Genomic DNA, 22,143 nt, shown 5'->3' with positions numbered 1-22,143 from the left:
TCAGGTCAGATCACACAGCGCGCCGCGCGGTTGCGCAAGGCACGGATCGCGCTGAATGCGGTCAGCGCGGAAGTCTTCGGGTTGTCGGGCAATGGCTTGCCGCACATTTCCAGCGACATCTCGCCGAACGCGCCGCGCGCCAGAATCCGGTGCACGTTGCGCGTGACCGTCGGATCTGCGATCAGCCGTACGATCGTCTGATCGAGGCCGAGACCCGCCAGCGCAATCGTCGCCGCCACATTGGCGTTCTTCGGATACAGCCGCGCCGCTTCGCGCGCGCTGCCTTCGAAAATGATCCGTTCTTCCGTGAGCGTCTGCAGATCGCACACGTCTTCGGCGGGCGTGCCGAGCCAGCCCGTGGGCGGCTTGCGGCCGGTGTACAGCACCTCGTCGAGGCCACCCAGTTTCGCCGCAGCCAGCGCATCCACGCCGCCAATCGCGCCGGACAGCAACGTCAGCGTCGCGTCGCCTTCGTCCGCCGCTGCGGAGAGCGCATCGAGCAACATCACGTCGGATAGCGCACCGATCGACGCCACCGCGCAATCCGTTCCAGCCTTCAGCAACGGGACCACGTGATCGACCAGGGCGCTGTGGCCTGCACATTCGAGCGCGAACTGCGGGCGGCTATTCAGCGCCGCCACCGACGACACCACGTCCACCGACGCGCCCACCACGTCCCGCACCGCCGCCGCATGCCGCTCGGGCACGATCACGTGCGAGACGCGCACCTGAGGATCCGCGACGACCGAGCGATACACGGCCTGGCCGATCGCGCCGAAGCCGATCATCGCAACATCGACAGGCGCGTGATGCCCAGGATGCCCCAACTGTCGGCCATCAAGCATGTTCAGGCTCCTGCTTCTTGACCGGCGGCCCGGCAAACGCGGTGGCGAACGAGCCCACCGACAGCATGTCCACTTCGACCAGCACCGGGCCAGTCTTCGCCAGACCCTCGCGGATGATTTCGTCCGCGTCGTCGAGCGACTTGATGCGGTAATGCGTGAGCTTCAGGCTTTCGCAGAACTGCGCGAAATCCGGCTGATGCAGATCGACGAAGCAGCGGCGGCCGCCATAATGCGCGTCCTGAATGTTGCGGATCACGCCATAGCACTGATCGTTCATCAGCACGATCATGACGTTGGCGTTTTCCTGCACGGCCGTCGCAAGTTCGCCGACGTTGACCATCAGACCGCCGTCGCCCACCAGGCACACGGTTTTCGCGGCGGTTTCAGCCAGTGCAGCGCCAATCGCCATCTGCATGCCCTGACCGATGCCACCGCCCAGCGCATGCACGCCTGCGCGCGGCGCGAAGATCCTCAGCAGGCGGTTGCCCCACGTGCTGTTCGAAATGGTGACGTCGCGCACCCAGTTGTAGTCGGTGCCGACCGAGCGCTGCAGCGCGTCGACCAGACGCTTGTACGGGCCGAGGCCCTTGCCCACGTCGGCCACGGCGATTTCGCGAGCGGCGGCCAGATCGGCGCCAAACGCCGGATCGACCTTCAGACGACCTTCGAGCCGCGTGGCCAGTTCTTCCAGTACTGCAACGGCGTCGCCATGCACGAACAGATCGTTGCGATAGCCGCGGTTGTCGGCGAGCGCATCAGCGTCCACGCGATACAGCGGTTGCGGCAACGCGAGCTTGTACTTCAGCGTTTCGTTGCCACGCAGACGCGAGCCGACCACGAGGACTGCGTCGCAGGTCTTGTAGAAGCTTTCCACCGATGCATGCACGTTGAACGCACCGAGTGTCGCCGGATGATCTTCCGGCAGAATCCCGCGACCCTGCACGCTGGTCACGACGCCGAAGCCCAGCGCCACCAGTCGCTCCACCGCCGCGCGAGCGTGACGCGTGCCGCCGCCCAGCCACAACAACGGGCGTTTAGCCTTGACCAGCGCGTCCGCGAGTTGCTCGACGCGCTTGCTGTCATGCGTGAGGGTGGTCACGTGCGGCGCGCCCATATCCGCCGGCCACTCGATTTCGGCGGCCTGAATGTCGATCGGAATCTCGACGCTCACCGGACCGCTCGGCGCGGTTTGCGCTACGCGCACGGCTTCGCGGATCGTCGGCAGCGCGGTTTCGACGGTACGCACGCGGTACGCCGCCTTCGAGATCGACGACAGCATCGACAACTGGTCCGGCGCTTCGTGGATATACGCGAGGTCCCGATCCAGATACTCGGTTTCGATCTGCCCGGTGATGTGCAGCAGCGACGTGCCCGCGGTCAGCGCTTCGACCATGGCACCCGCCGCATTGCCGGCTGCCGTGCCGGTGCTGGTGAACGCAACGCCCAGGCCACCCGACACGCGCGCCAGGCCGTCGGCCATGTTGACCGCGCCGGCTTCGCCGCGCGCGCCGACATAGCGGATGTTGCCGCGCTTGTTGATCGCGTCGAGGATCGGCATGTTGTGGATCGAAATGACGCCGAACGTAGTATGAACGCCGCATTGCTCGAGAAAGGCGGCAATCAGCTCGCCGACGGTGGTGGTGTTAGACATGTCGTGCATTGCCTCCAGAGACATCGATATGACTGCCGGTCGTATACGACGACAGGTGGGTAGCCAGATAAAAGAGTGCCTGCGCGGCCTCTTCGGGACGGCCGAAGCGGCCAAGCGGGATGTTCTTCTTGCGTGCGAGTTCTGCGGTCCAGTCTTCCCAGCTCTGACCGGGCGCAGCTTGCGTGTCGAAACGACGGCGCCATTGGCCGGACTCGACGATGCCGATCAGGATCGAGTTCATGCGGATGCGCTGCGGCGCCAGTTCGACCGCGAGCGACTTGATCAGACTGAGCAGACCGGCGCGTGCCGAGGACGTCGCCACCATATGCGGCTCGGGTTGTAGCGCCAGCAGCGAATTCACGCAGACGATCGACGCGTTGCCTGTCCCGGCTGCATCGCGCAACATCGGCAGGAAGGCGCGGGTCGGGCGAATCACGCTGAAATACTTCAGGTCCAGTTCTTCACGCCAGGCGTCATCAGTTGTGTCCGCGAAGGTCGAAACGCGGCCTTGGCCGGCGTTGTTCACCAGCATGTCGGTGCGGCCGAAACGGCGCTGCACGGTTTGTGCGAAGGCGTTCACTTCGTCTGCGTCGAGCACATCGCAGCGCGCAGCCAGCAGTTGCGCGGTCGGGAAGCGCGCCTTTAACGACGCCTCTGCCTGCGCGAGCCGTTCGGCATCGCGACCGCAGATCGCCACCGACGCGCCCGCCTGAAGAAACAGTTCGGCAGTTGCGAGGCCGATGCCGGACGAACCGCCCGTCACCACCGCCACCTGCCCGGTCAAATCGATCTGGATCATCAGAGCCCCAATGCCTTCATGTATTGGCTGCCCGCACCCGGCCCGTGCTTGGGCCGGTAGTTCAGGCGCTGCGAGAGTTCGTCGGCCGCGTGACGGACCTTGTCGATCAGGCCGCTGTCGAGCAGCGACGCATCGATTTCAGCGCGCGGAATGGTGGTCGTAATCACTGCGACGATACGGCCCGTGTCGTTCCGCACCGGCGCCGTCACAACCGAAATGCCGCGTTCGAACGACGACTCGCTGACGGCAAAGCCGCGTTGAGCGTCGTCACGAATCCGCTCGTAAAGCTCGTCGACGGTTTCCGGCGTGAGCTTCGTATAGCGGTGGAGTTTCGACTCGGGGTACAGCGTGTGCAGTTCGTCGAGCGTCAGATCGCCCATCAGCACCTGACCGTGCGTCGTCGCATGCGCTGGCAGGCGCGTTCCAACGTTCACCTTCACCGAACTGAAAATCGGCGTATGACTTTGCGCCTTGGCGACGAACACCACGTCGCGTCCGTCGCGAATCAGGATGTGGCTCGTCAGGCCAGTCTCATTGCGCAAGGCCTCGATGATCGGCAAACCGAGGTCGGTCAGTTCGAGCGAACTCAGGTATTCAAAGCCGAGCCGCAGCACCGCGACGCCAAGGCGGTAGTTGCGGTCCTTGTCGGCGCGCTCCAGAAAACCGAGCGACTCGAGTGTCTGCAGCAGACGGAACACCGTCGTGCGGGGAATCTTCAGGCGCCGGGACAACTCCGGCGCACCGAGTACCGGCTCGCGAGGCGAAAACTGGGTAAGAATCTTCAGTCCGCGTTCGAGACCAGGCACCTTGTAACCGGAGTCGGCACGGTCGTCGTCCTGGTCTTCGTCGGCTACGCGCTCGGCGCGAATCGTGTCGGGCGTCATTCAGTGGCTCCGTGGTGCCGCGCTGGCGCGGCAGAAGGTATCGATGATCGCGGTGTACGTGTCAGCGGCTTCGATATAACCGGCGTGGCCGGCGCGCGGCACGACCTGCAGCGGCGTACGCGCGGCCTGGGCCAGGCGTTCGCAAGCGGACGGCGGCGTGATCGCGTCCTCCGCACCCACCGCCACGTTGATGCGACCGTGAAACTGGCTGAGGTCGGCGGCGAGATCGGCGTTGGCGAGCAGGTGTGTGGCTTGCGCATAACCTTGCGGCACGATGCGCGCCATGTTCCAGCGCACCCATGCGCGCGCGGTGTCGTCCGCATGTTGCGAGAGCATGTTTGCGCTGCGCTTCTCCGCGAGGCCTGCGGGACCGAGTTCGGCGAGCATGGCGAGACGCTGGTCGCGCTTCGGCTCGCGCACATCGGGCGCCGCTGCGCCATAACCGGCGGCAGGCGAGATCAATAACAGGCCCGCGACCCGCCGCGGATTTGCAGCAGCAAATGCGCCCGCGATGATCGCGCCCAGCGAATGGCCGACGAGCATGCAACGTTCAATACGCAACGCGTCGAGCCAATTGCACAGTACTGCTGCGTAATCCGAGGCGTTGGGGGAAGCGGGTGCGACCGGCGTGGAGACACCATACCCCGGCGCATCCCATGCAAGCACCTGCCGCGTCGCGCCGAGCACTTCGAACTGCTGCAGCCACGACGCCGCACCCGAGCCGATTCCATGCAACAGCACGAGTGGCAACGTGTCGTGGCTCACATAAGCGTTGCCTGTTTCGCGATACCCCACCGTCCTGCCTGCCGCAACGACAGCCTGCTGCGCGGGAAAGCGCGCAAGACGCGCTTCGAGCCGGGCAGCGAGATCAGCAGTGACGGACGGGACAGCGGACATGGTTTCTATCTGCGAGTACAAAATTTCGTAGGGTCAAGATGGCAACCGCTTGGTGCACGGATTGCCGTTTGCAGGATTGCTGGCGCGTGGCGCTCAATCAGCGGCGTCGCGTGCCGCCTGACGCTTCGCGCCTAACGCTTCAAGCTGGCCAACGGCGAATCCGGCGGATAGGTCGGCGTGATCGGCTTCGGTGAACCCAGCATGACGCACATCAACGCATCTTCTTCACCGATATTCACTTCCGTGCGATACACGCCCGGCGGCACCGAAATCAGGTCACGTTCGCCGAGCACCGATTCCCAGGTCTCGCCGTCACGCTCGCAGATCACTTTCATCTTGCCGCGCAGTACGAAGAAAATCTCTTCGACATCCATATGAATATGGCTTGGCCCGATATTGCCGGCCGGAATCACCATCGTCGAGAACGTGAAGCCGCCAGCCGGCACCGTGTTGACGTCCTTCGCGACACCCGTGCCGCCCGTGCCGACATAGCGCATCTGCGCACGGCGATACTTCGGGTCATAGTCGGCCTGGAACTTCAGCGCGTCCCAGTCGTAGCGACGGGTTGCAAGGCGTGCGACGCGTGTTTCCATCCACTGCGCAAAGCTGGCTTCCGTGGGTTGATCCCACGATTTACGTTCGATATCGGTGTCCGCCATCTCTTTCTCCTTTCACTTAAGACAAGATCAATTCATCACGAAGCCGCCGTTGACCGGCAACAACTGGCCGGTCACGAAACGTGCGGCATCGGACAACAGGAACAGGACCGGTCCCGTCACGTCGTCGGGGACCTGGGCGCGGTTCAGCGCGCGGCCTTTCAGGTAGTACTCGTGGCGTTCGGCCGGCACGTAGGCGGTGGCTTCGACTTCGGTCAAGCCCGGTGCAATCGCGTTGACCGTGATGCCGTGCGTGCCAAATTCGCGGGCCAGCGAGCGAGTCATCGCGATCACGGCCCCCTTGCTGGCGACATACGCCAGCAGCTTCGGCGCTCCCCACATGGCGGTATCCGAGGCAATGTTGACGATCGCCCCGCGGCCCGAGTCACGCAGATGCGGCAGCGCCGCCGCGCTCATCAACCAGGTGCCGCGCACGTTGACGTTCATCACCGCGTCCCATGTATCCACCGCCAGTTCGCCGGCGAACTTGCCGCCCGAGCTGGTAATAGCGGCGTTGTTGATGAGCGCGTCGAGCCCGCCGAGTGACGCAACAGCCTGAGCGACGAAGTCCTGGATATTCGAAGGGTCCGCGAGATCCAGCGGCACAAAATGCACGGCGTGGCCTTCACGCTGTAGTGCGTCGGCGAGGGCTCTGCCTTCGTCGTGCAGGACGTCGCCAAAGGCGACCCGCGCACCGGCTTGCGCCAGCGACCGGACAAACACCGCACCGAGGCCACGCGCGCCGCCCGTGACGATGACGCGTCGGCCGCTCAACGTCGCAGCCGCAGCGGTAGCGGTAGCGGTAGCGGTAGCGGTAGCGGTAGCGGTAGCATCATGCATGGCTATGCCCTGCTGCAGCGCCGGTTTCAGCCGTGGCAGCTTGCGCGCGGTGTGTCGCCAGCGCGTCAAAGTCCTGCTGCGCACGCTGGCGCAACATGCGCCGCACGCGCGTCATGCCGACATCGTGCTGGTAGAGGAATTCGTGCTTGCGTGCATTCGGCGCCAGGCTTTCGAGGACATAGCGGTCCTGTTCCAGCACGTCCCAATGCAAACCTTCAAGGCGGTTGCGGTACAGGAAGCGCCATGCGTCGCGCTGCCAGCCCGAGACCTTGCGGGTACGCCAGAAGTACACCTGACAGTTGTCTTCATCGACAGGAACCGCGAAGCCGATGATCCCGAAGTTGCCGCCGGGGCCAAACTTCTTCTTGTACGGAATCGCGAGACGCATCCACAGGCAGCCGGTTTCGCCAAGCTCGACCCAGTCGAAATTGACGTCGCGCTGGCCAACTTTCTCGAACATCAGACCGGTATCGGTCTTGCGCACGCGCATGTCGGCCTGTTTGTCACCCTCGGCCATGGAATGCGACGTGGCATGCAGATACGCGCCGTGCATTGGGTCCATCACGTTGTCGATCGCGTACTGGTAATTGCACTTCCAGTTCGACATGCACAGGAAGCTTGCGTACTCCTCACCAACCAGTTCTTCCGGCAGCGCGAGCGGAGCGGGTTCCTTATGGGCGTCGTCGCCGAACCACAGGAAGACCGCGCCGGCGCGTTCTTCAACCGGATACGACTTCACGCACTTCTGGCCTTCCAGCGGGCAGTTCGAAACGGCCGGCACCTTGGTGACAGTACCGCCGCCGTCGATCTCGATGCCGTGATACCAGCATGCGACGCTGCCACCCAGATTCCAGCCGAGCGACAGGCGCGCGCCGCGGTGCGGGCAACGGTCTTCGAGTGCATGGACATGGCCTTCCTGATCGCGCCACAGCACGATCTGATCGCCAAGACGCGTCAGCCCGATCGGCGCGTTGCCCACCTGCCAGCTCGGCGCAACCGGATACCAGTAGTTGCGCAGACCGAGGTCGAGATAAGACTGAAGCGGATCGGCCGTGCCGTTGTCCGTCGTGGTGTGGGATGTGGGGGACGTCATGGAGAAACTCCGGATACGTGAACGTGCGACGGGTTCGCGAGGTGTGTCTGGGTAGCGCGCTTATTCAGCGAGCAGGCGGAATTCGGCAGTGAGGCGTTCGGCCGTCCAGCTCGCGCCTTCCGGCGTGCGGAAGCCTGCGCGGTTCAAACCCGCCACGACATCCTCCAATTCCACCGCGCCGGCCTCGAAAACTTTTTCGAGCGCGTCGCCGAAATCGTTCTCGTATTGCGTCGGCTCGGCCTTGCGGTTTTGCCACACGAGGTTTTGCGCCTCACCCGGCTTTTCGATGACACCCTTGCCGGCCACGTTGTTCGGCTGCGGCGCGAGCCACGGCTTCAGGGAGGGATTGAATTTCACGGCTTGCTCTTGCATGTCATTCCACCTTGATCTGGATTTCTTCACCGGCAAGACGGACCGCATACACCTTCAGGTCGCGGCCGCCCGGCTCTTTCAGGCATTTTCCCGTCGGGATATGAAATACGGCTTCGTGCAGCGGGCATTCGACGGTATCGCCGTCGACAAACCCTTGCGTCAGCAACGCGTATGCATGCGGGCAGACGTTTTCCAGCGCGTACAGCGCATCGCCCACCCGGTAGATGCCGATCTCCGTGCCGTCGAGCTTGAACTCGAGCGGCGCGTCTTCGGACAGTTCGCCGGCATGTCCGGCGCAACGCCATTGTTCAGTCATGTGCCACCTTCTCCTGAAGTCTTTTGTTCCATCTAAGAAACATCAGTTCGTGTATGGACAATTATAGGAGTCGTCCAAGCAGGAAAAAAAGAAAAATCTGCGGCGTTAGGGGAAAACACCGATGTAGCGCCGTAACGAGACCTCGCTGCCTCCGAGGCTCACCGTCATCCATGCCGTACGTGTCTATTTCATAAGACTTTTCCTTCGTCATCCGAAGCAATCGCTCACACGGCATTCGGGTTTCCTCGGGGCCCAAAAATTTATTTTGACCACTTCTAAAGACCCTATACTTTCCATAGGCGATACAAACGTCCATAGGTGGAACACAAAGAAGCGAAGTTCTGGCGCTTGAACCACGACTACCGCTCCCTCATTCAACGCAATACGGACGACGCAATGGAAGCGAGCCATTCGTCAGGAGAACCAACGGTGAAACGAATCATTGCAATCGGTCTTTTCGCGATGTGCGCCGCGCCAGGGACGTGGGCACAAAGCAGCGTCACGCTGTACGGCAGTCTCGACGCCGGCGTCGCGTACGTCAGCAATGTGGGTGGCGCAACGAAATGGATGGCGGAACAGGGCAACATGCAGCCCGACCGTTGGGGCTTCAGGGGTGTGGAAGATCTGGGCGGCGGTCTGCACGCCCTCTTCCAGCTGGAAAACGGCTTCGCCACGACGACCGGTGCGATGTCATCGCCCGGCACGCTATGGAACCGTCAGGCGTATGTAGGGTTGACCTCGGATCAGGTCGGCTCACTGACGCTGGGCCGCCAGACGCCGTTCAATTTCGACGTGCTCGGCCCGCTCAGCACGGGTTATCTCGCCGCCAGCTGGTATGCGTTTCACCCGGGCAATATCGACGAACTCGCCGACACGAGTGTCGTCCCGTTTAATAACTCGGTGAAGTTCCGTTCGACGACCTTCAGTGGCTTTTCATTCGGCGCGATGATGGGTCTCGGCAACACAACCAACTTTGCGACCGGCCGCACCTTGAGCTTCGCGGCGAGCTATGCGAACGGTCCGTTCAAGGCCGGCGCGGTGTATTCGGACGAGCACAACCGGACGCCGTCGATCATCACGACGGGCATCACGAACTTTCAGGGTGTCGCGGCCGCAACTTACACGGCAGACAAGATGCAGAACATGGGCGCCGGCCTGTCGTACCAGTTCGGCAAATTGCTGGTGCATGGCTTGTACACCCGCGTGAAACTGGACAACCCAGGGTACTCGACCACGTATCAGAGCTACGACGCCGGCGCGAACTATCAGTTCACGCCGTTTAACAGCGTCGCGGGCGGCGCTGCGACGACGAGCTTCGACGGCCATCGCTGGACGCAGTTTGAGATCGGCGATATCTATGCGCTGTCGAAGTCCACACAGGTGTATGTGAATGCGCTCTACGAGCGCGCGGGGTCGAATACGGACGCTGCGTTCTTTACGGCGGGCGTTTCCAACAGCCGCAATCAGACGATCGTCCTGACCGGGATTCATCACTCGTTCTGAGTGCGTTTGCGGCGGGTTGTGAGATGGGCGGCGGCGGTGGTTTCTGCAGCACTCCGCGCGCCTGGTTCGCTTAGTTCGCCTGATTGGCTGCCAGAGCGCTGCGGCGTGCCGCGACCATCGTCGGATCGTCCGGACGCGGTCGGTAGTTGAGGCGCGTCGACAGATTGATCGCCGCGTTGCACACCGCCGCGATCAACGGCTCGCGTTCGCCGGCCTCGCCGATATCCGAGCGCGGCACCGTCACCGTCAAAGCCGCTACGATGCGACCGGTCTGGTCGCGCACCGGTGCCGTCACCACTGAAATGCCCCGCTCGAATGATGCCTCGCTCACCGCGTAACCCAGCGCCGCGCTTTCCCGCACGCGCTCGTTCAACTCTTCGACTGTTGCCGGCGTGCGATCCGTAAAGCGTTCCAGTTGCGCGTCCGGATAAAGCTGGCGCAGCTCCTCGTAGCTCAGATCGCCCATCAGCACCTGACCATGCACGGTGGCGTGTGCCGGCAAACGCGTGCCAACGTGCACCTTGACCGAGCTGAACATGGGATCGTGCGTCTGCGCTTTGGCCACGAACACCACGTCGCGCTGATCGCGAATCAACAGATGCGTGCTGAGTCCGGTTGCGTCGCGCAGGCGTTCGAGGAGCGGCGTACCGATGTCGGTCAATTCGAGCGAACTCAGATACTCGAAGCCCAGCCGCAAAACCGCCACGCCCAGCCGGAAATGACGGTCGCCGTTCACGCGCTCCAGAAAGCCGAGCGCTGCGAGCGTCTGCAGCAAGCGGAAGGTCGTGGTGCGAGGAATGCCGATGCGCTTCGATAACTCCGGTGCGCCGAGTACCGGCTCACGGGCGGTGAATTCCGCGAGGATGCGCAGACCCCGTTCGAGGCCGGGCACAAGGTAGGTCGAGCCGCCAGCGCCCTCTTCGTCGGCGGTTTCGTTGGGATCGACGGATTCTGTGGCCTCGTCGCGAGCCGGCGGCGCATCGCCGCGCGGCCTGGCCGGTTTGCGTCCCGCTCCTGTCATGTCTTCTTTTGCCATATACGGCTGTGGTTTGTACTGGTCGTCTACAGGTCAGCATGATAGCGCGAAGCGTCGCGGGCCTATCGGGCACGCCCGGCACGACGGGCCGTGGCGCCGGCGTGGCGGCATGGCGTAGCGGCATCGCAGCGTTTCGGCATGGCGGTATCACGGCATCGCGGCGTCTCGGCCGTTCCGAACGCCGTTCCACTCATGCGTTGACCGAATCCGCCGCGGTCACCGACGATCGCAAGGCAATCGAAATGTCGATCCTTCACAACATTCGCCCGTCCGAACGCCGCCTGACACACAAAAACAACCTCTCTCGCGCGATCATTGGCAGATCGTCGACGCGCGCCCACATCGTGCGGTCGACGAAGACATTTCCCCGCTTCAGCAAGCGAGCCGCAAAAACGAAGTGCGAAATACCCGGTGTAAAGCGCCCCGGATAACGGACGCGCCGAAGCACCCCGACCGGAGGAACCCGCTCAATGAATCAGAAGGACGATTTGCCCCTGCCGCACGCGAACCCTGAACCCGGCGTGGACGAGGGCCCCGACAATCCCGAGCGCCGCCGGGTCCTCACCGGGATCGCGGCGGTCGGCTTCGGACTTGCGCTCGCCGGCTGCAATACCGAACAGCAGGCGGCAGCCACCTCGAAAAGCGCAGCCGACCTCAGGCTCGACGCCGCCTTGCATGACCAGGTGCGCCACATCGTGGTGATTTACGCCGAGAACCGCAGCTTTGCGAACCTGTATGGCAATTTCCCCGGCGTGCAGCATCCGCTCGACGCGGTGCCGGCAGAACGCTACGTGCAGCTCGACCGCGACGGCAAAACGCCGCTGGCGCAGTTGCCGAAAATCTGGGGTGGACTCGTGCCGCAGGCGCAGGACGTGGGCGGCAAGCGCTACATGATCGGCGAGAACGCGATTGTCGATCTGCGCAACCAGCCGTTCCGTATCGCCGATACCGAAGGTGCGCCGCTGCCGACTGGCGTGATCACCCGCGACCTCGTGCATCGCTTCTATCAGAACCAGATGCAGATCAACGCCGGCCGCAACAATCAGTTTGTCGCGTGGGCCGACTCCGGCGGGCTGGTGATGGGCCACTACCGCAATTCCGCCGAAACGCTACGGATCTGGAACCTCGCGCAGCAATACACGCTGTGCGACAACTTCTTCATGGCGGCCTTCGGCGGCTCCTGGCTGAACCACATCTTCCTGATCTCCGGGCAGGCGCCGTTGGTGCCCGATGTGCATAACGGCGCGGCCAAGGCGTTCGTCTCCGCAGTCGAAGGTGATGATCCCACCGGTACGCGCTTGAAACTTGCCGACCATTCGCCAGCGTCGGCGCTCGACGGTCCGCCCAAGTTCGTCAACGACGGCCTGTTTACGCCCGACGGCTATGCCGTCAACACCATGGCGCCGCCGTACCAGCCGAGCTTCGTGCAGCCTGCGGCGGGAGGCAACCCGGCGTTTGCCGATCCGTCGAATCCGCGCGTGTTGCCGCCGCAAAACTACGCAACGATCGGCGATCGCCTGTCGGACAAGGGCGTCGACTGGGCGTGGTACTCCGGCGCGTGGCAATACGCGATCGACCATCGCGACACCGGCAATGTGCCCGACTTCCAGTACCACCATCAGCCGTTCAATTACTTCGTGAGCTTCGCGCCGGGCACCGACGCGCGCCGCCAGCATCTGCGCGACGCCGGCGTGGGCGACGATGCCTCGACCAACCGCCTGATCGCCGACATCGAAGCTGGACGCTTGCCCGCCGTCACGTTCTATAAACCGCAAGGCAATCTGAACATGCACGCGGGCTACGCGGACGTCGAATCGGGCGACCGTCATATCGCTACGGTGATCGAGCATCTGCAGCGCGGTCCGCAGTGGGCGAATACGGTGGTGATCGTGACCGTCGACGAAAACGGCGGCTGGTGGGATCCAGTGTCGCCGCCAAAGGGCGACCGCTGGGGTCCGGGTTCACGTATTCCGGCGCTGGTCGTTTCGCCGCTCGCGAAAAAGGGTTACGTGGACCACACCGTCTACGACACCAACTCGATCCTGCGCTTCATTAGCCGGGTGCACGGCTTGCCGCCACTTGAAGGGGTGGCCGCACGGGACCGCGCATTCGCGCAAAACGGCCTCGCGCCGCTAGGCGATCTCACCGGAACGCTCGATCTCGCGTGAGATGTTGATAGCGATCCCGCTGGCTCGGCGGGATCGCGATTTGTGCGCATAAAGTAATGAGTGGGCACTCACCTCAGTGAGAGGCAAGCCTGTGCGCCTGTCCTGCGGTCACTGCAGTTTGGCTTTCAACTTCGCCACCACCGCATCTGAAATCTGCTGCGCCGTATTTTTGATGGTCGATGCCTCATCGTGACCGGCCATCACGAACTTCGCGGCGATCACGTAGGGGTTGAGTTTGATGAAGGCGCCGGGTTTGTCTTTGCTCGTGCCTTCCTCGGTGCTCTCGTAAAGCGGCGGCTGATCAGGCACGGAGAGGTCGTCGAGCGTGACGGCGACCTGCAAGTCGTTCTGCCCGGCGCCGAAACCCACCACGGCACGTCGCAGCCGGTTACCGTCATCGACGCTCAGGAACACGCCGCGCACCTCCCAGCCTTGCGCTGGCGCGGCCTCGCCTGCCATGACCCGGCGCGCGTCGACGCCTGCCTGCTGCAGATCGCCAACCAGGTCGTCAGCCATTTTGTTGACGATCTCTTTCGCATGCGTCTGCGGGTCTTTCGACGACCGCAACGGTCCGCCCGGCAACACGCCGCCGAGAAGCCGCAGACGGCTGCCGGGACCGCTATCCGGCTTGACGCTGGCGGCATCGAGATCGAAATCCGCCACATAGACGACCGGCGCGGGCGCCGGAAAAGGTGGACCGCCAGCCGCCAGGCTGGCGACGCTGATCGCACTGAGCCACACCCCCGCAAGGGCGGACTGCAACCATTGACGCACCATGACGCGCCTCCGCGTTCGTCCTCTCGACGCCCTATCCTACATGGCCGTACGCGTCACCTAAAAGGCCCGCACGCGCGCAGCGCACAGGCTTGCGTTCATTGCGCGCCGTTCGCCCCGCCCGATCACGTGAGATCTTTCGCCAACGCCGTGCGCACGCGTGGCTCGACGGTTTGCGTGGGCACCGGATAATTCGGATGATCGCAGCCAATCTGCAACGCCGCCCCGTCGCGTAGTCGCGCTTTCATTGCGGGCGTAAATTCGAAGCGCACAAAGTGCACGGCGGAGGTCTTCTGATCGTTGTCGCGCTCCAGATCCTCATCGGCGATCGCGTAGACCGGCGCCTCGTCTTCTACCTGCATGAAGACACGATCCTCGATGCCAATGAGGCGCGCCAGCGCCGCAGCCCGTTCGATTTCGTTTTCGTATTCGATCTGCATCGTCGCCTTCAGATTGCTGCCGTCGGGGACCAGCGGCAAATAGGCGTTCAGTTCTCCTTGAATTCCGTCTTCGTCGAAAATCTTCTCGATATGGAGCATCTCCTGAATCTGATAGCGGATCGTCGTTTCGTCTTCGAACAGGAACGTGACATGGTTGCCAAGCGGCACGGTGCGATCCTTCTTGTGCTCGATCACCTTGGCGCGCATGGCGATGCGTGATTTCGAATAGCTTTCGAGCGACAACAGCGAATTGCGGGCGATGCTCATCATGAGTCCTTACAGACAGTCAGGGTTGTCAGAGGCCGTAGGCCTTGCGCAGCAGCGTGAGCGGATGCGCAAGTTGTCCTTTCGACAAGCCGTTCTCGTCGAGCCCCTGTTCAATATGATGGCCGGCCAGCTGGCAATCCGAGGAAATGTAGTCGGGGTGCGGCCGCGCCATCGCCTTGAAAACCGGCGTGCCGATCTGCATCGCCGTGCGGTGAAACTCCTTTTTGACGCCGAACGTGCCGGCATGCCCGGAACATCGTTCGACTACGGTGACCTGCGTATCCGGCACGAGTGCCAAAGTTTCGGATGTCTTACGGCCGATGTTTTGCACCCGCGCATGGCACGGCACGTGATACGACACCTTGCCGAGCGCGGTCTTGAAGTCGGTCTTCAGGAGTCCGTCGCGATGACGCGATACGAAGTACTCGAACGGATCCCAAAACGCCTCGCTGACGGCGCGCACGTCGGCATCGTCGGGGAACATCAGCGGCAGCTCGTGCTTGTACATCAGCACGCAACTTGGAATCGCGCCGACAATCGCGTAGCCCTCGCGAGCGTATTTGGCGAGCACCGGCAGGTTCTTTTTCTTTTTACCGGCGACACCCTGCAGGTTGCCCTGCTCGAGCAAAGGCATGCCGCAACACGCTTCGCTTTTCACCAGTTCGTAAGGAATCTCGTTGTGTGCGAGCACGGCGAGCAGATCGTGGCCGATGCCCGGCTCGTTGAAATTGACGTAGCAGGTCGCATAGATCGCCACTTTGCCAGGCGTGCGTTCTCCGTCGCGCACCTGAACGGCCGGCGACTTTTTCGCAGCACTACGGAATTTGCGTGGAGCGAAATCGGGTAGCCACGCGTTTTTGTCGACACCGAGCGCGCTTTCCATGATGCCGCGCACCGCCGCCGTGCGATTCACCGCGTTCACCGTTTGCGTCACCACCGGAATGCCTGCAATGTGCCCTAGCGCATCGGTATTCGAAAGAAACTTGTCGCGCAGTTTGACGTCGCCCCTTTTGTAATCAATCGCTTTGGCGCGCAGCATCAGATGCGGAAAATCGACGTCCCATGGATGCGGTGGAACATACGGACACTTGGTCATGTAACACAGGTCGCACAGATAGCACTGATCGACCACCTTGCCGAATTCGGCTTTGTCGACCTCGTGTGCTTCGCCGGTGTCGGTGGCGTCAACCAGATCGAACAGCGTCGGGAAAGCACCGCACAACGAGACGCAGCGACGACACCCCGCGCAGATGTCGAAGACGCGCGCCAGTTCCAGGTCGAGCGCATCCTGATCGTAGAACGCATCCGAAAGCCAGTCGAGCGGATGCCGGGTGGGCGCCTCGAGGCTGCCTTCTTTGTGGGGCATGGAGTTGGACTCCTTGTTTGCACACGAACGGGAGAGCCTGCGGACCCTTTCCGCAAGCTCCCAGTGCCTGTTTCAGTGAGGCGGCGCTCGCGCCGCTGCGTACCGTGTCAGTCGACGAGTGCTTCGAGCGCTTTCGTATAGCGATTGGCGTGGCTACGCTCGGCTTTCGCGAGCGTTTCGAACCAGTTGGCGATTTCGTCGAAGCCTTCTTCGCGCGCCGACTTTGCCATTCCCGGGTACATGTCAGTGTATTCGTGGGTTTCGCCCGCAATCGCCGCTTGCAGATTTTGCCGCGACGAACCAAACGGCAGTCCGGTGGCAGGGTCGCCTACCGCTTCCAGATATTCGAGGTGACCGTGGGCGTGACCGGTTTCGCCTTCAGCGGTTGAGCGGAACAATGCCGCTACGTCATTCTGACCCTCGACATCCGCCTTGGCTGCGAAATACAGATAACGACGGTTCGCCTGCGATTCGCCGGCGAATGCTGCCTTCAAATTTTCCTCGGTCTTCGAACCCTTGAGTTGCGACATCTGAGCCTCCATGCAAACCTGTATTGTGGGGCGCGCGACGGTGGACGATCGATCGTCTCGGTAGCTTCCGGGCAGACGCGCGTGGCTGCGCCGTACCTATAAATCTAGAAGCTGCGTCGAACGTTCCCCAATAGTGTTTTTCAATGCCGCCGATAGTCGTTGGCCTTGCATAACGTGATCCTGCGTCTAGACTGGTAGTGGACGACTTCGCACTCTGAGTAACGGAACTACCATGCGCTTGACGATCCTCATCAATGGTTCCGATCCCACCGTCAATCATGACTATGCCGTGCTATGGCTCGACACCGACGAACACCGGTGGTCGCGCGAAGCGCATCAAGGGATCGATCTGCCCCCCTGGGGCGAATTGCACGACACCGACGGCGTCACGACGCTGTGTGCCCCGAGTACCGACGCGCCACTGTGCACGTTGCGCGGTCTGCATGTAGACCGTAAGCAACGGGTGAGCTCGGCAGAGGGTTCGGCCGCGTGGACGGGCATCCAGGCGCGCGCGCCGGCGACCGGCTATTGGCGTTTGCAAGCGGTCGACCGTCAGCCGGTTCACGCGGAACACCGCGTTTTCGACAGCTGATTGCCACCAGGCACATCGGGTTGCCGTCTGCTTTTCATCTATAACGCATGCTGCAATGCGACGGGCGGGTGTGCGCCCGCGCTCGCGTAACACTCGCTGGAATCCTGCGGGCGACGCTATACTTTTGCCCCCCGTTCCTCCGATGCCCGACTCATGAAGAAGTGGTTTGCGTTTCTATTGTTCGTCGTCGCGGCCCACGCGATGGCCGCCCCCTCCTGCACGGAATTCACGCCCAACGCGCAGTGGCCGGTGCTGGTCAATCCGAAGATGGCGCCGAAGACGCGCATGCTTTGCTATGCCGATTTCGCCGTTCTGCATTCCGGTATCACGCACGGCCCGTTGTGGTCCGCGGAACATCTCACGCGCGACCATATTGAAGCCGCGCAAGACATGGTGCGCACCAACAAGTTTTTCGAAGATGCGCGTTTGCCCGACGGCGAAGGTGCGACGCTCGCCGACTACAAACGCAGCGGCTACGATCGCGGCCATATGAGCCCCGCCGGCAACCGCTGGAATCCGCAAGCCATGGCGCAGTCGTTTTCGCTGGCCAATATCGTGCCGCAAAATCGCGAAAACAATCAGCGCCTTTGGGCGCGTATCGAAACCTCGGTGCGTTACATCGCGCTGCGTAATGACGATACATACGTGGTGACCGGACCGATGTTCAGCGGTCAGCAGTTGCAAACCATCGGACCGAGCCGCGTGTTCGTGCCGACCCAGTTTTTCAAGCTGATCTATGTGCCGTCGAGGCAAACCGCGTTTGCGGTGGTGGTCGACAATGTCTCGACAAATCGCTACGACATCAAAACCGTACATGAACTGGAAACGATGAGTGGGATCCGCTTTCCAGGCATTCCCGAGTCGTTGAAGGATCAGCGTCCAGGAGGACTTAAAGGTGTTTAACGCTTTCTCGAATGACGACGACGTACTCAACATTCAAGGCGACGCGCTCACTGTCAGCAATGGCACGACGCGGGTCACGTTGAGCGGCACGCTTGCGTTGACCAGGGATCAACGTGGCCTGAAGGCCGCACTCGCGCTGCAGCAAGCGCTCGATAGCATCGTCGGTGCGCTGCGGGCAGAGGCAGACCTGCCTGAACGGATCAAGGATGAACCCAACGCACAATCGGGCGTTGTGGATAATCCGTTCAATTAGTTTTCCTCTACACCTGTGGCGACGGCGTGACGCGTGCGAACATTCGCGCGCGCGGCATGAAAAGCATTTATTTCAGCCGTTACGTTTTGTCACCAGAACAGCGTCAACTCCTGTGATCCGGCTAGCGTTAAACCGGCAGCGCTGAACCTTTTTCAGCCGCGACATCAGGAGTTAAACCATGAAGACGATTTTCGCTGCGCTTGCTTCCGCCCTGCTCGTTTCGACGGCCTTCGCACAAACGGCCGCACCGGCGATGTCAGGCGAACAACCCACTCAAGCGGCTGGACAGGCAAATCTCAAAGCCGGTGGCGCAACTTCCACTGATGCAGCGAAGGCCGACACGTCGACGAAGCAAGCCAGCACGTCCACCGAGAAATCCGACGCAAAGGTTCACGCCAAGAAACCCGAGGTCGCGCATACGCAAAAGACTCAGGCGCACAAAGTCGGCAAGAAGAAGCACGCCGCCGTTGCCAGCACCGAAAAGACCAAGGCCCAGGGGGATAGCAGCAAAGAGGCCAGCACTGCGCCGGTCAAGTCCGACGGCGTCAAGACCGACACCACCAAGACCAACTAAGGTGATCGGTCCTCGACATCATCCGGCCACCACGTTGTCATAGTCGATGCCGAATATGTCGTTTGGGGAGGGGCGAGTCTGCGGACTCGCCTTTTTTGCCTTGCAGTCCGGCAAGCGAATGAGCGTTACACCATCGAACGTTGCGTCGCGTGCGGATCAGCTAGCGCGGCGAGTTTGCCGGCATCGACAATTTCAATTTCCGCATACCGCAGTTGCAGCGCGCCTTGTGCTTCGAACTGCTTAAGAATCTGATTGATGGTTTGCCGTGACAGCGCCAGCATCATCGCGAGATCTTCTTGCGGCACCTTCAGCACACGCCGCAGAACGCCGGGCTCGCCGTAGCCGCCCGCCATCAGCAGCAGGCGGCGAGCAATGCGCTGTGCCGCCGGCAATAGCGCCGCTTCCTCGATCGCATCGAACGCGAGGCGCAGCTTTTGCGTCAATAGCAAGCCGAACCAATGCCAATACTGCGGTGAGCGGTTGAGTAGCCCGGCCAGTTCCGTCCGCGGAAGATGAAACAGGACAGACTCGCGCTCGGCATACGCATCATGCGTGCGCGCAAGGCCGTCAAACAGCGCGATCTCCCCGAACCAGTTGACCGGCTCGATCACCGCGAGGAGCGCTTCCTTGCCGGCAAAACTCGCTGCGCCGATCCGCACGAGACCATCGAGCAAGCAATAGATGCCATCATCGGGATCGCCGCGCATGAACAGGCGCTCGCCTGCCTGAAGGCGTTCCACACGGCCAAGCTGAACCAGTTGCGCGCGCAACGTCTCGGGCGCCGCGCGAAACCATGCGCTGCGCTCGAGCATCGCAAGCGGCTCATGCGTGGAAGAAGATGGCGAACTCATAGGCTGGCACCTTGCGTGACTGGAGTGCGGAGATTGTCGGCTACCCGAAGGTTTCAGATCGGCTTGAGCGCGATTATGATGACTTTGATCGAGGAGCGGCACCCATGAGAACGCTGACCCAGCAACTGACCCAGTACGCGGCGTACCACCGTGACAGGCGCAACATCGCCACGCATTGCGTCGGTATTCCGATGATCGTGCTGGCGGTCGCGGTGTTGTCGGGCCGCCCCGCGTGGCTGTTCGCCGCATTCCCGGTACCGCTCTCGCCGGTGTGGGGGCTATTTGTAGTGGCCGCACTCTACTACCTCGTGCTCGACGTGCCACTGGGCCTGATGATGGCGGTCTTCCTGGCGCTGTGTCTCGCGTGCGGTCAATGGCTGGCGGAACAATCCACGCTGACCTGGCTCGCCGCCGGGGTTGGGCTGTTCGTCGGCGGCTGGGTGATTCAGTTCGTCGGCCACATGGCGTACGAGCATCGCAAGCCTGCCTTTGTCGACGATCTCGTCGGCCTGCTGATTGGGCCGTTGTTCGTGCTGGTTGAAGCGTTATTCGCCTTTGGCTGGCGTCCGGCGCTACGCGAGGCGATCGAGGCGCAAGTGGGTCCGACGCGCATCAATCCCGAGCGCGCTGCGGCACATCACGGGCGGTGATCCTTACAGTAAATCCATGTCGCTTTCACGACGCAGCACGAAGTAAAAACGCCTGACATAGTCCGGGGCAACGTCCCGCATGCATCCATGCAATGAGGCAACCTTACCAGGACAGGAAGCACCGCCACCCTTTCGCCTCACTCGCGAACCCGGCAGATTATTGACGCCGAAAGCCTGCGCATAGCTGCATTTAGTCCTGCACAATCGCTTGCGATGATCTAGAACATAACTTCACGCGTGCGCCGGTCTTGCAGCGCACGCTGCGGGAACCGCGCGCAAGCCTGGTTCTTGCTTGTTCTCCCCGGCCTGTCCGGTCAATACGCCGTCCATGCCGTCCACGCGGACCCAAAATCCGCACCTCCGCGATGCGTGCGACACCTTTCAATGTCGCGCACAGCAACACTCACACCCCGACAGAAAATCGTCACCGGAAAGTGAACATTGGAGCAAGCATGACTCAGCCAGCCCTATCGCAGGATGTCTCGCCCGATTTCGCCGCCGAGGTTCGCGCCGGACTCTCACACGCGCCGCAGAAGGAGTTGCCCTCCAAATATTTGTACGACGAAGTCGGCTCTGCGCTTTTCGAAGTGATTACGGTACTGCCCGAATACGGTGTCACGCGCGCCGAAGAACGCCTGCTTGCCAGGCATGCGGCGGATATCGTGGCGCACTTTCCGCACGACGTCACCGTCGCCGAACTGGGCAGCGGTAGCGGCCGCAAGACCCGGCGAATCCTTGAAGCGCTGTGTAAAAAGCGCCCCACTTCTTATTGCCCGATTGAAATTTCGCGCAGCGCGTTGCAATTGTGCAGACGTGAATTGGGCGACATCGAACGCATTTCGATCGTCGGTTACGAACGCGATTATCTGGCGGGTCTCGCCGAAGTCAGCAAGAAACGCGCGTTAGGCGAACGGCTGCTCGTGCTGTTTCTCGGCAGCACGATCGGCAATTTCGGGCGGCTCGCGGCAACGCGCTTCCTGCGCGCCATCCGCAGCATGCTGAGCCCGGGCGACGCGTTGCTGCTCGGCACCGATCTGGAAAAACCGATCCCCGTGCTGGTGGCCGCATACGACGATCCGATCGGCGCGACGGCCGCCTTCAATCTGAACCTGCTGGCGCGTATCAACCGCGAACTGGACGGCGATTTCCCGCTGGACGCTTTTCAGCACGTGGCGCGCTTCAATCCCGACGCGCGCAGCATTGAAATGCACCTGCGCGCGCGGCGTCCGGTCACCGCTCACATCCGCGCGGCGCAACTGACGGTGACCCTAGAGGAAGGCGAAACGATCTGGACCGAGAGTAGCCACAAATATCGGCCAGAAGAAGTCCACGCGATCGCCGACGACGCCGGCTTTCTGTGCAGCCATCAGTGGGTCGAGCGGGATTGGGGGTTTGCGGAGAGCCTGCTGATCGCCCAGTAGCAATGTAGCAATGGCCCAGGGCCAACGGTGTCGACGGCGCATCCAGCCATTGGCGCCGTCGACACCGTTGGCCGCACGCACCCGCGTCGTCATGGCACGGCGCCAGCGCGCTCAGTGCTGCTCGAAGCGATCGTAGCGTTTTTCCGTGAACCGTTCTTCGCCGGCCACTTCGCTCACGCGGGCGGCCGGTGGCCCGTGGCGCAGCCACGAAAGCATTCGGTCGACCTGATTGGCCGGCCCCTGCAAGATGGCCTCGACGGAGCCGTCCTCAAGATTGGCCACCCATCCTTTGATGCCAAGCGCGTGCGCCTGGCGCACCGTCGCGTGACGGAAGCCGACGCCTTGCACGACGCCGCGTACCCGCACGTAATAGGTTTCGATCCGCGAATCCAGATCCGGGGCTGTCATGCCATTCTCTCCTTGTCGACCGGAGCGCGCGCCTTGGCGCTGACTCCGGTTCCA

General features: G+C 62.3%; 25 protein-coding genes. 8 read left to right on the top strand and 17 right to left on the bottom strand.

Features of this window, described 5'->3' with window-relative positions:
* Positions 1 to 5 precede the first annotated feature (5 nt).
* The 10 genes from P3T43_RS04635 to P3T43_RS04590 all read right to left on the bottom strand — a co-directional run bounded on the left by P3T43_RS04635 (position 6) and on the right by P3T43_RS04590 (position 8,353).
* Complete coding sequence (locus P3T43_RS04635) at positions 6 to 845, bottom strand: aspartate dehydrogenase (RefSeq protein ID WP_429279861.1); 840 nt, start codon at positions 843 to 845, stop codon at positions 6 to 8.
* A complete protein-coding gene (locus P3T43_RS04630) occupies positions 838 to 2,496 on the bottom strand; it encodes a thiamine pyrophosphate-binding protein (RefSeq protein WP_429279860.1) in 1,659 nt (552 codons plus the stop codon). The genes P3T43_RS04635 and P3T43_RS04630 overlap by 8 nt, the downstream gene beginning before the upstream one ends.
* Positions 2,489 to 3,295, bottom strand: coding sequence for an SDR family oxidoreductase (locus P3T43_RS04625; protein WP_429279859.1), 807 nt, complete (start codon positions 3,293 to 3,295; stop codon positions 2,489 to 2,491). Before P3T43_RS04625 ends, P3T43_RS04630 begins: the two co-directional genes overlap by 8 nt.
* Positions 3,295 to 4,179 (bottom strand): IclR family transcriptional regulator, encoded by an 885-nt coding sequence (locus tag P3T43_RS04620; protein WP_429279858.1) that lies wholly within the window; start codon positions 4,177 to 4,179, stop codon positions 3,295 to 3,297. Before P3T43_RS04620 ends, P3T43_RS04625 begins: the two co-directional genes overlap by 1 nt.
* Positions 4,180 to 5,076 carry an alpha/beta fold hydrolase gene (locus P3T43_RS04615; RefSeq protein WP_429279857.1) on the bottom strand — a complete coding sequence of 299 codons (897 nt, stop codon included), beginning with the start codon at positions 5,074 to 5,076 and terminating at the stop codon, positions 4,180 to 4,182.
* A 131-nt stretch (positions 5,077 to 5,207) separates the two neighbouring features.
* On the bottom strand, positions 5,208 to 5,735 hold the full coding sequence (locus P3T43_RS04610; protein WP_429279856.1) for a cupin domain-containing protein: 528 nt from the start codon (positions 5,733 to 5,735) through the stop codon (positions 5,208 to 5,210).
* Between the two features lie 27 nt (positions 5,736 to 5,762).
* Entirely contained in the window at positions 5,763 to 6,572 is an 810-nt protein-coding gene (locus tag P3T43_RS04605) for an SDR family oxidoreductase (RefSeq protein ID WP_429279855.1), read from the bottom strand.
* Entirely contained in the window at positions 6,565 to 7,665 is a 1,101-nt protein-coding gene (locus P3T43_RS04600; RefSeq protein ID WP_429279854.1) for a Rieske 2Fe-2S domain-containing protein, read from the bottom strand. Before P3T43_RS04600 ends, P3T43_RS04605 begins: the two co-directional genes overlap by 8 nt.
* 60 nt (positions 7,666 to 7,725) lie before the next feature.
* Positions 7,726 to 8,037 carry a recombinase-like helix-turn-helix domain-containing protein gene (locus P3T43_RS04595; RefSeq protein ID WP_429279853.1) on the bottom strand — a complete coding sequence of 104 codons (312 nt, stop codon included), beginning with the start codon at positions 8,035 to 8,037 and terminating at the stop codon, positions 7,726 to 7,728.
* A 1-nt stretch (position 8,038) separates the two neighbouring features.
* Entirely contained in the window at positions 8,039 to 8,353 is a 315-nt protein-coding gene (locus tag P3T43_RS04590; RefSeq protein WP_429279852.1) for a non-heme iron oxygenase ferredoxin subunit, read from the bottom strand.
* A 462-nt stretch (positions 8,354 to 8,815) separates the two neighbouring features.
* Between P3T43_RS04590 and P3T43_RS04585 the strand changes: the two genes are divergently transcribed.
* Complete coding sequence (locus tag P3T43_RS04585) at positions 8,816 to 9,856, top strand: porin (RefSeq protein WP_429280159.1); 1,041 nt, start codon at positions 8,816 to 8,818, stop codon at positions 9,854 to 9,856.
* 70 nt (positions 9,857 to 9,926) lie between these two features.
* Here the strand turns inward: P3T43_RS04585 and P3T43_RS04580 are convergent, their stop codons facing one another.
* Positions 9,927 to 10,892 (bottom strand): IclR family transcriptional regulator, encoded by a 966-nt coding sequence (locus tag P3T43_RS04580; protein ID WP_429279851.1) that lies wholly within the window; start codon positions 10,890 to 10,892, stop codon positions 9,927 to 9,929.
* Positions 10,893 to 11,362: 470 nt separating this feature from the next.
* Between P3T43_RS04580 and P3T43_RS04575 the strand changes: the two genes are divergently transcribed.
* Positions 11,363 to 13,060, top strand: a complete 1,698-nt coding sequence (locus tag P3T43_RS04575) for an acid phosphatase (protein WP_429279850.1) — start codon at positions 11,363 to 11,365, stop codon at positions 13,058 to 13,060.
* A 108-nt stretch (positions 13,061 to 13,168) separates the two neighbouring features.
* Here P3T43_RS04575 and P3T43_RS04570 read toward each other — a convergent pair whose 3' ends face one another.
* The 4 genes from P3T43_RS04570 to P3T43_RS04555 form a co-directional block, all read right to left on the bottom strand.
* Entirely contained in the window at positions 13,169 to 13,837 is a 669-nt protein-coding gene (locus tag P3T43_RS04570) for a DUF4410 domain-containing protein (RefSeq protein ID WP_429279849.1), read from the bottom strand.
* A 122-nt stretch (positions 13,838 to 13,959) separates the two neighbouring features.
* Entirely contained in the window at positions 13,960 to 14,541 is a 582-nt protein-coding gene (locus P3T43_RS04565) for a DUF3501 family protein (RefSeq protein WP_429279848.1), read from the bottom strand.
* A gap of 28 nt (positions 14,542 to 14,569) precedes the next feature.
* The gene (locus P3T43_RS04560) at positions 14,570 to 15,907 is read right to left on the bottom strand and encodes a heterodisulfide reductase-related iron-sulfur binding cluster (protein ID WP_429279847.1); all 1,338 of its coding nucleotides are present in this window, start codon (positions 15,905 to 15,907) and stop codon (positions 14,570 to 14,572) included.
* 107 nt (positions 15,908 to 16,014) lie between these two features.
* A complete protein-coding gene (locus P3T43_RS04555; protein ID WP_074293883.1) occupies positions 16,015 to 16,437 on the bottom strand; it encodes a rubrerythrin family protein in 423 nt (140 codons plus the stop codon).
* A 232-nt stretch (positions 16,438 to 16,669) separates the two neighbouring features.
* On the opposite strand from P3T43_RS04555, the gene P3T43_RS04550 reads away from it, so the two are divergent.
* From P3T43_RS04550 to P3T43_RS04535, 4 genes are all read left to right on the top strand, one after another.
* The gene (locus P3T43_RS04550) at positions 16,670 to 17,029 is read left to right on the top strand and encodes a DUF3564 domain-containing protein (RefSeq protein WP_429279846.1); all 360 of its coding nucleotides are present in this window, start codon (positions 16,670 to 16,672) and stop codon (positions 17,027 to 17,029) included.
* Positions 17,030 to 17,182: 153 nt separating this feature from the next.
* On the top strand, positions 17,183 to 17,932 hold the full coding sequence (locus P3T43_RS04545) for a DNA/RNA non-specific endonuclease (RefSeq protein ID WP_429279845.1): 750 nt from the start codon (positions 17,183 to 17,185) through the stop codon (positions 17,930 to 17,932).
* Positions 17,925 to 18,185, top strand: coding sequence for a hypothetical protein (locus tag P3T43_RS04540; RefSeq protein WP_429279844.1), 261 nt, complete (start codon positions 17,925 to 17,927; stop codon positions 18,183 to 18,185). Before P3T43_RS04545 ends, P3T43_RS04540 begins: the two co-directional genes overlap by 8 nt.
* A gap of 178 nt (positions 18,186 to 18,363) precedes the next feature.
* A complete protein-coding gene (locus P3T43_RS04535; protein WP_429279843.1) occupies positions 18,364 to 18,759 on the top strand; it encodes a hypothetical protein in 396 nt (131 codons plus the stop codon).
* A 125-nt stretch (positions 18,760 to 18,884) separates the two neighbouring features.
* On the opposite strand, the gene P3T43_RS04530 is transcribed toward P3T43_RS04535, so the two are convergent.
* Entirely contained in the window at positions 18,885 to 19,610 is a 726-nt protein-coding gene (locus tag P3T43_RS04530; RefSeq protein WP_429279842.1) for a Crp/Fnr family transcriptional regulator, read from the bottom strand.
* 104 nt (positions 19,611 to 19,714) lie between these two features.
* On the opposite strand from P3T43_RS04530, the gene P3T43_RS04525 reads away from it, so the two are divergent.
* Positions 19,715 to 20,260 (top strand): DUF962 domain-containing protein, encoded by a 546-nt coding sequence (locus P3T43_RS04525; protein WP_429279841.1) that lies wholly within the window; start codon positions 19,715 to 19,717, stop codon positions 20,258 to 20,260.
* 452 nt (positions 20,261 to 20,712) lie between these two features.
* Positions 20,713 to 21,681, top strand: coding sequence for an L-histidine N(alpha)-methyltransferase (gene egtD / locus P3T43_RS04520; protein WP_429279840.1), 969 nt, complete (start codon positions 20,713 to 20,715; stop codon positions 21,679 to 21,681).
* A gap of 111 nt (positions 21,682 to 21,792) precedes the next feature.
* On the opposite strand, the gene P3T43_RS04515 is transcribed toward egtD, so the two are convergent.
* Positions 21,793 to 22,089 carry an acylphosphatase gene (locus P3T43_RS04515; RefSeq protein WP_429279839.1) on the bottom strand — a complete coding sequence of 99 codons (297 nt, stop codon included), beginning with the start codon at positions 22,087 to 22,089 and terminating at the stop codon, positions 21,793 to 21,795.
* Between the last annotated feature and the right edge of the window lie 54 nt (positions 22,090 to 22,143).

Origin of the sequence: Paraburkholderia sp. GAS41 (assembly GCF_050436545.1) — a bacterium.
Classification (GTDB): Bacteria; Pseudomonadota; Gammaproteobacteria; order Burkholderiales; family Burkholderiaceae; genus Paraburkholderia.
The sequence above is the reverse complement of the archived record's forward strand: the minus strand, read 5'-3'. Positions and strand labels throughout refer to the sequence as shown.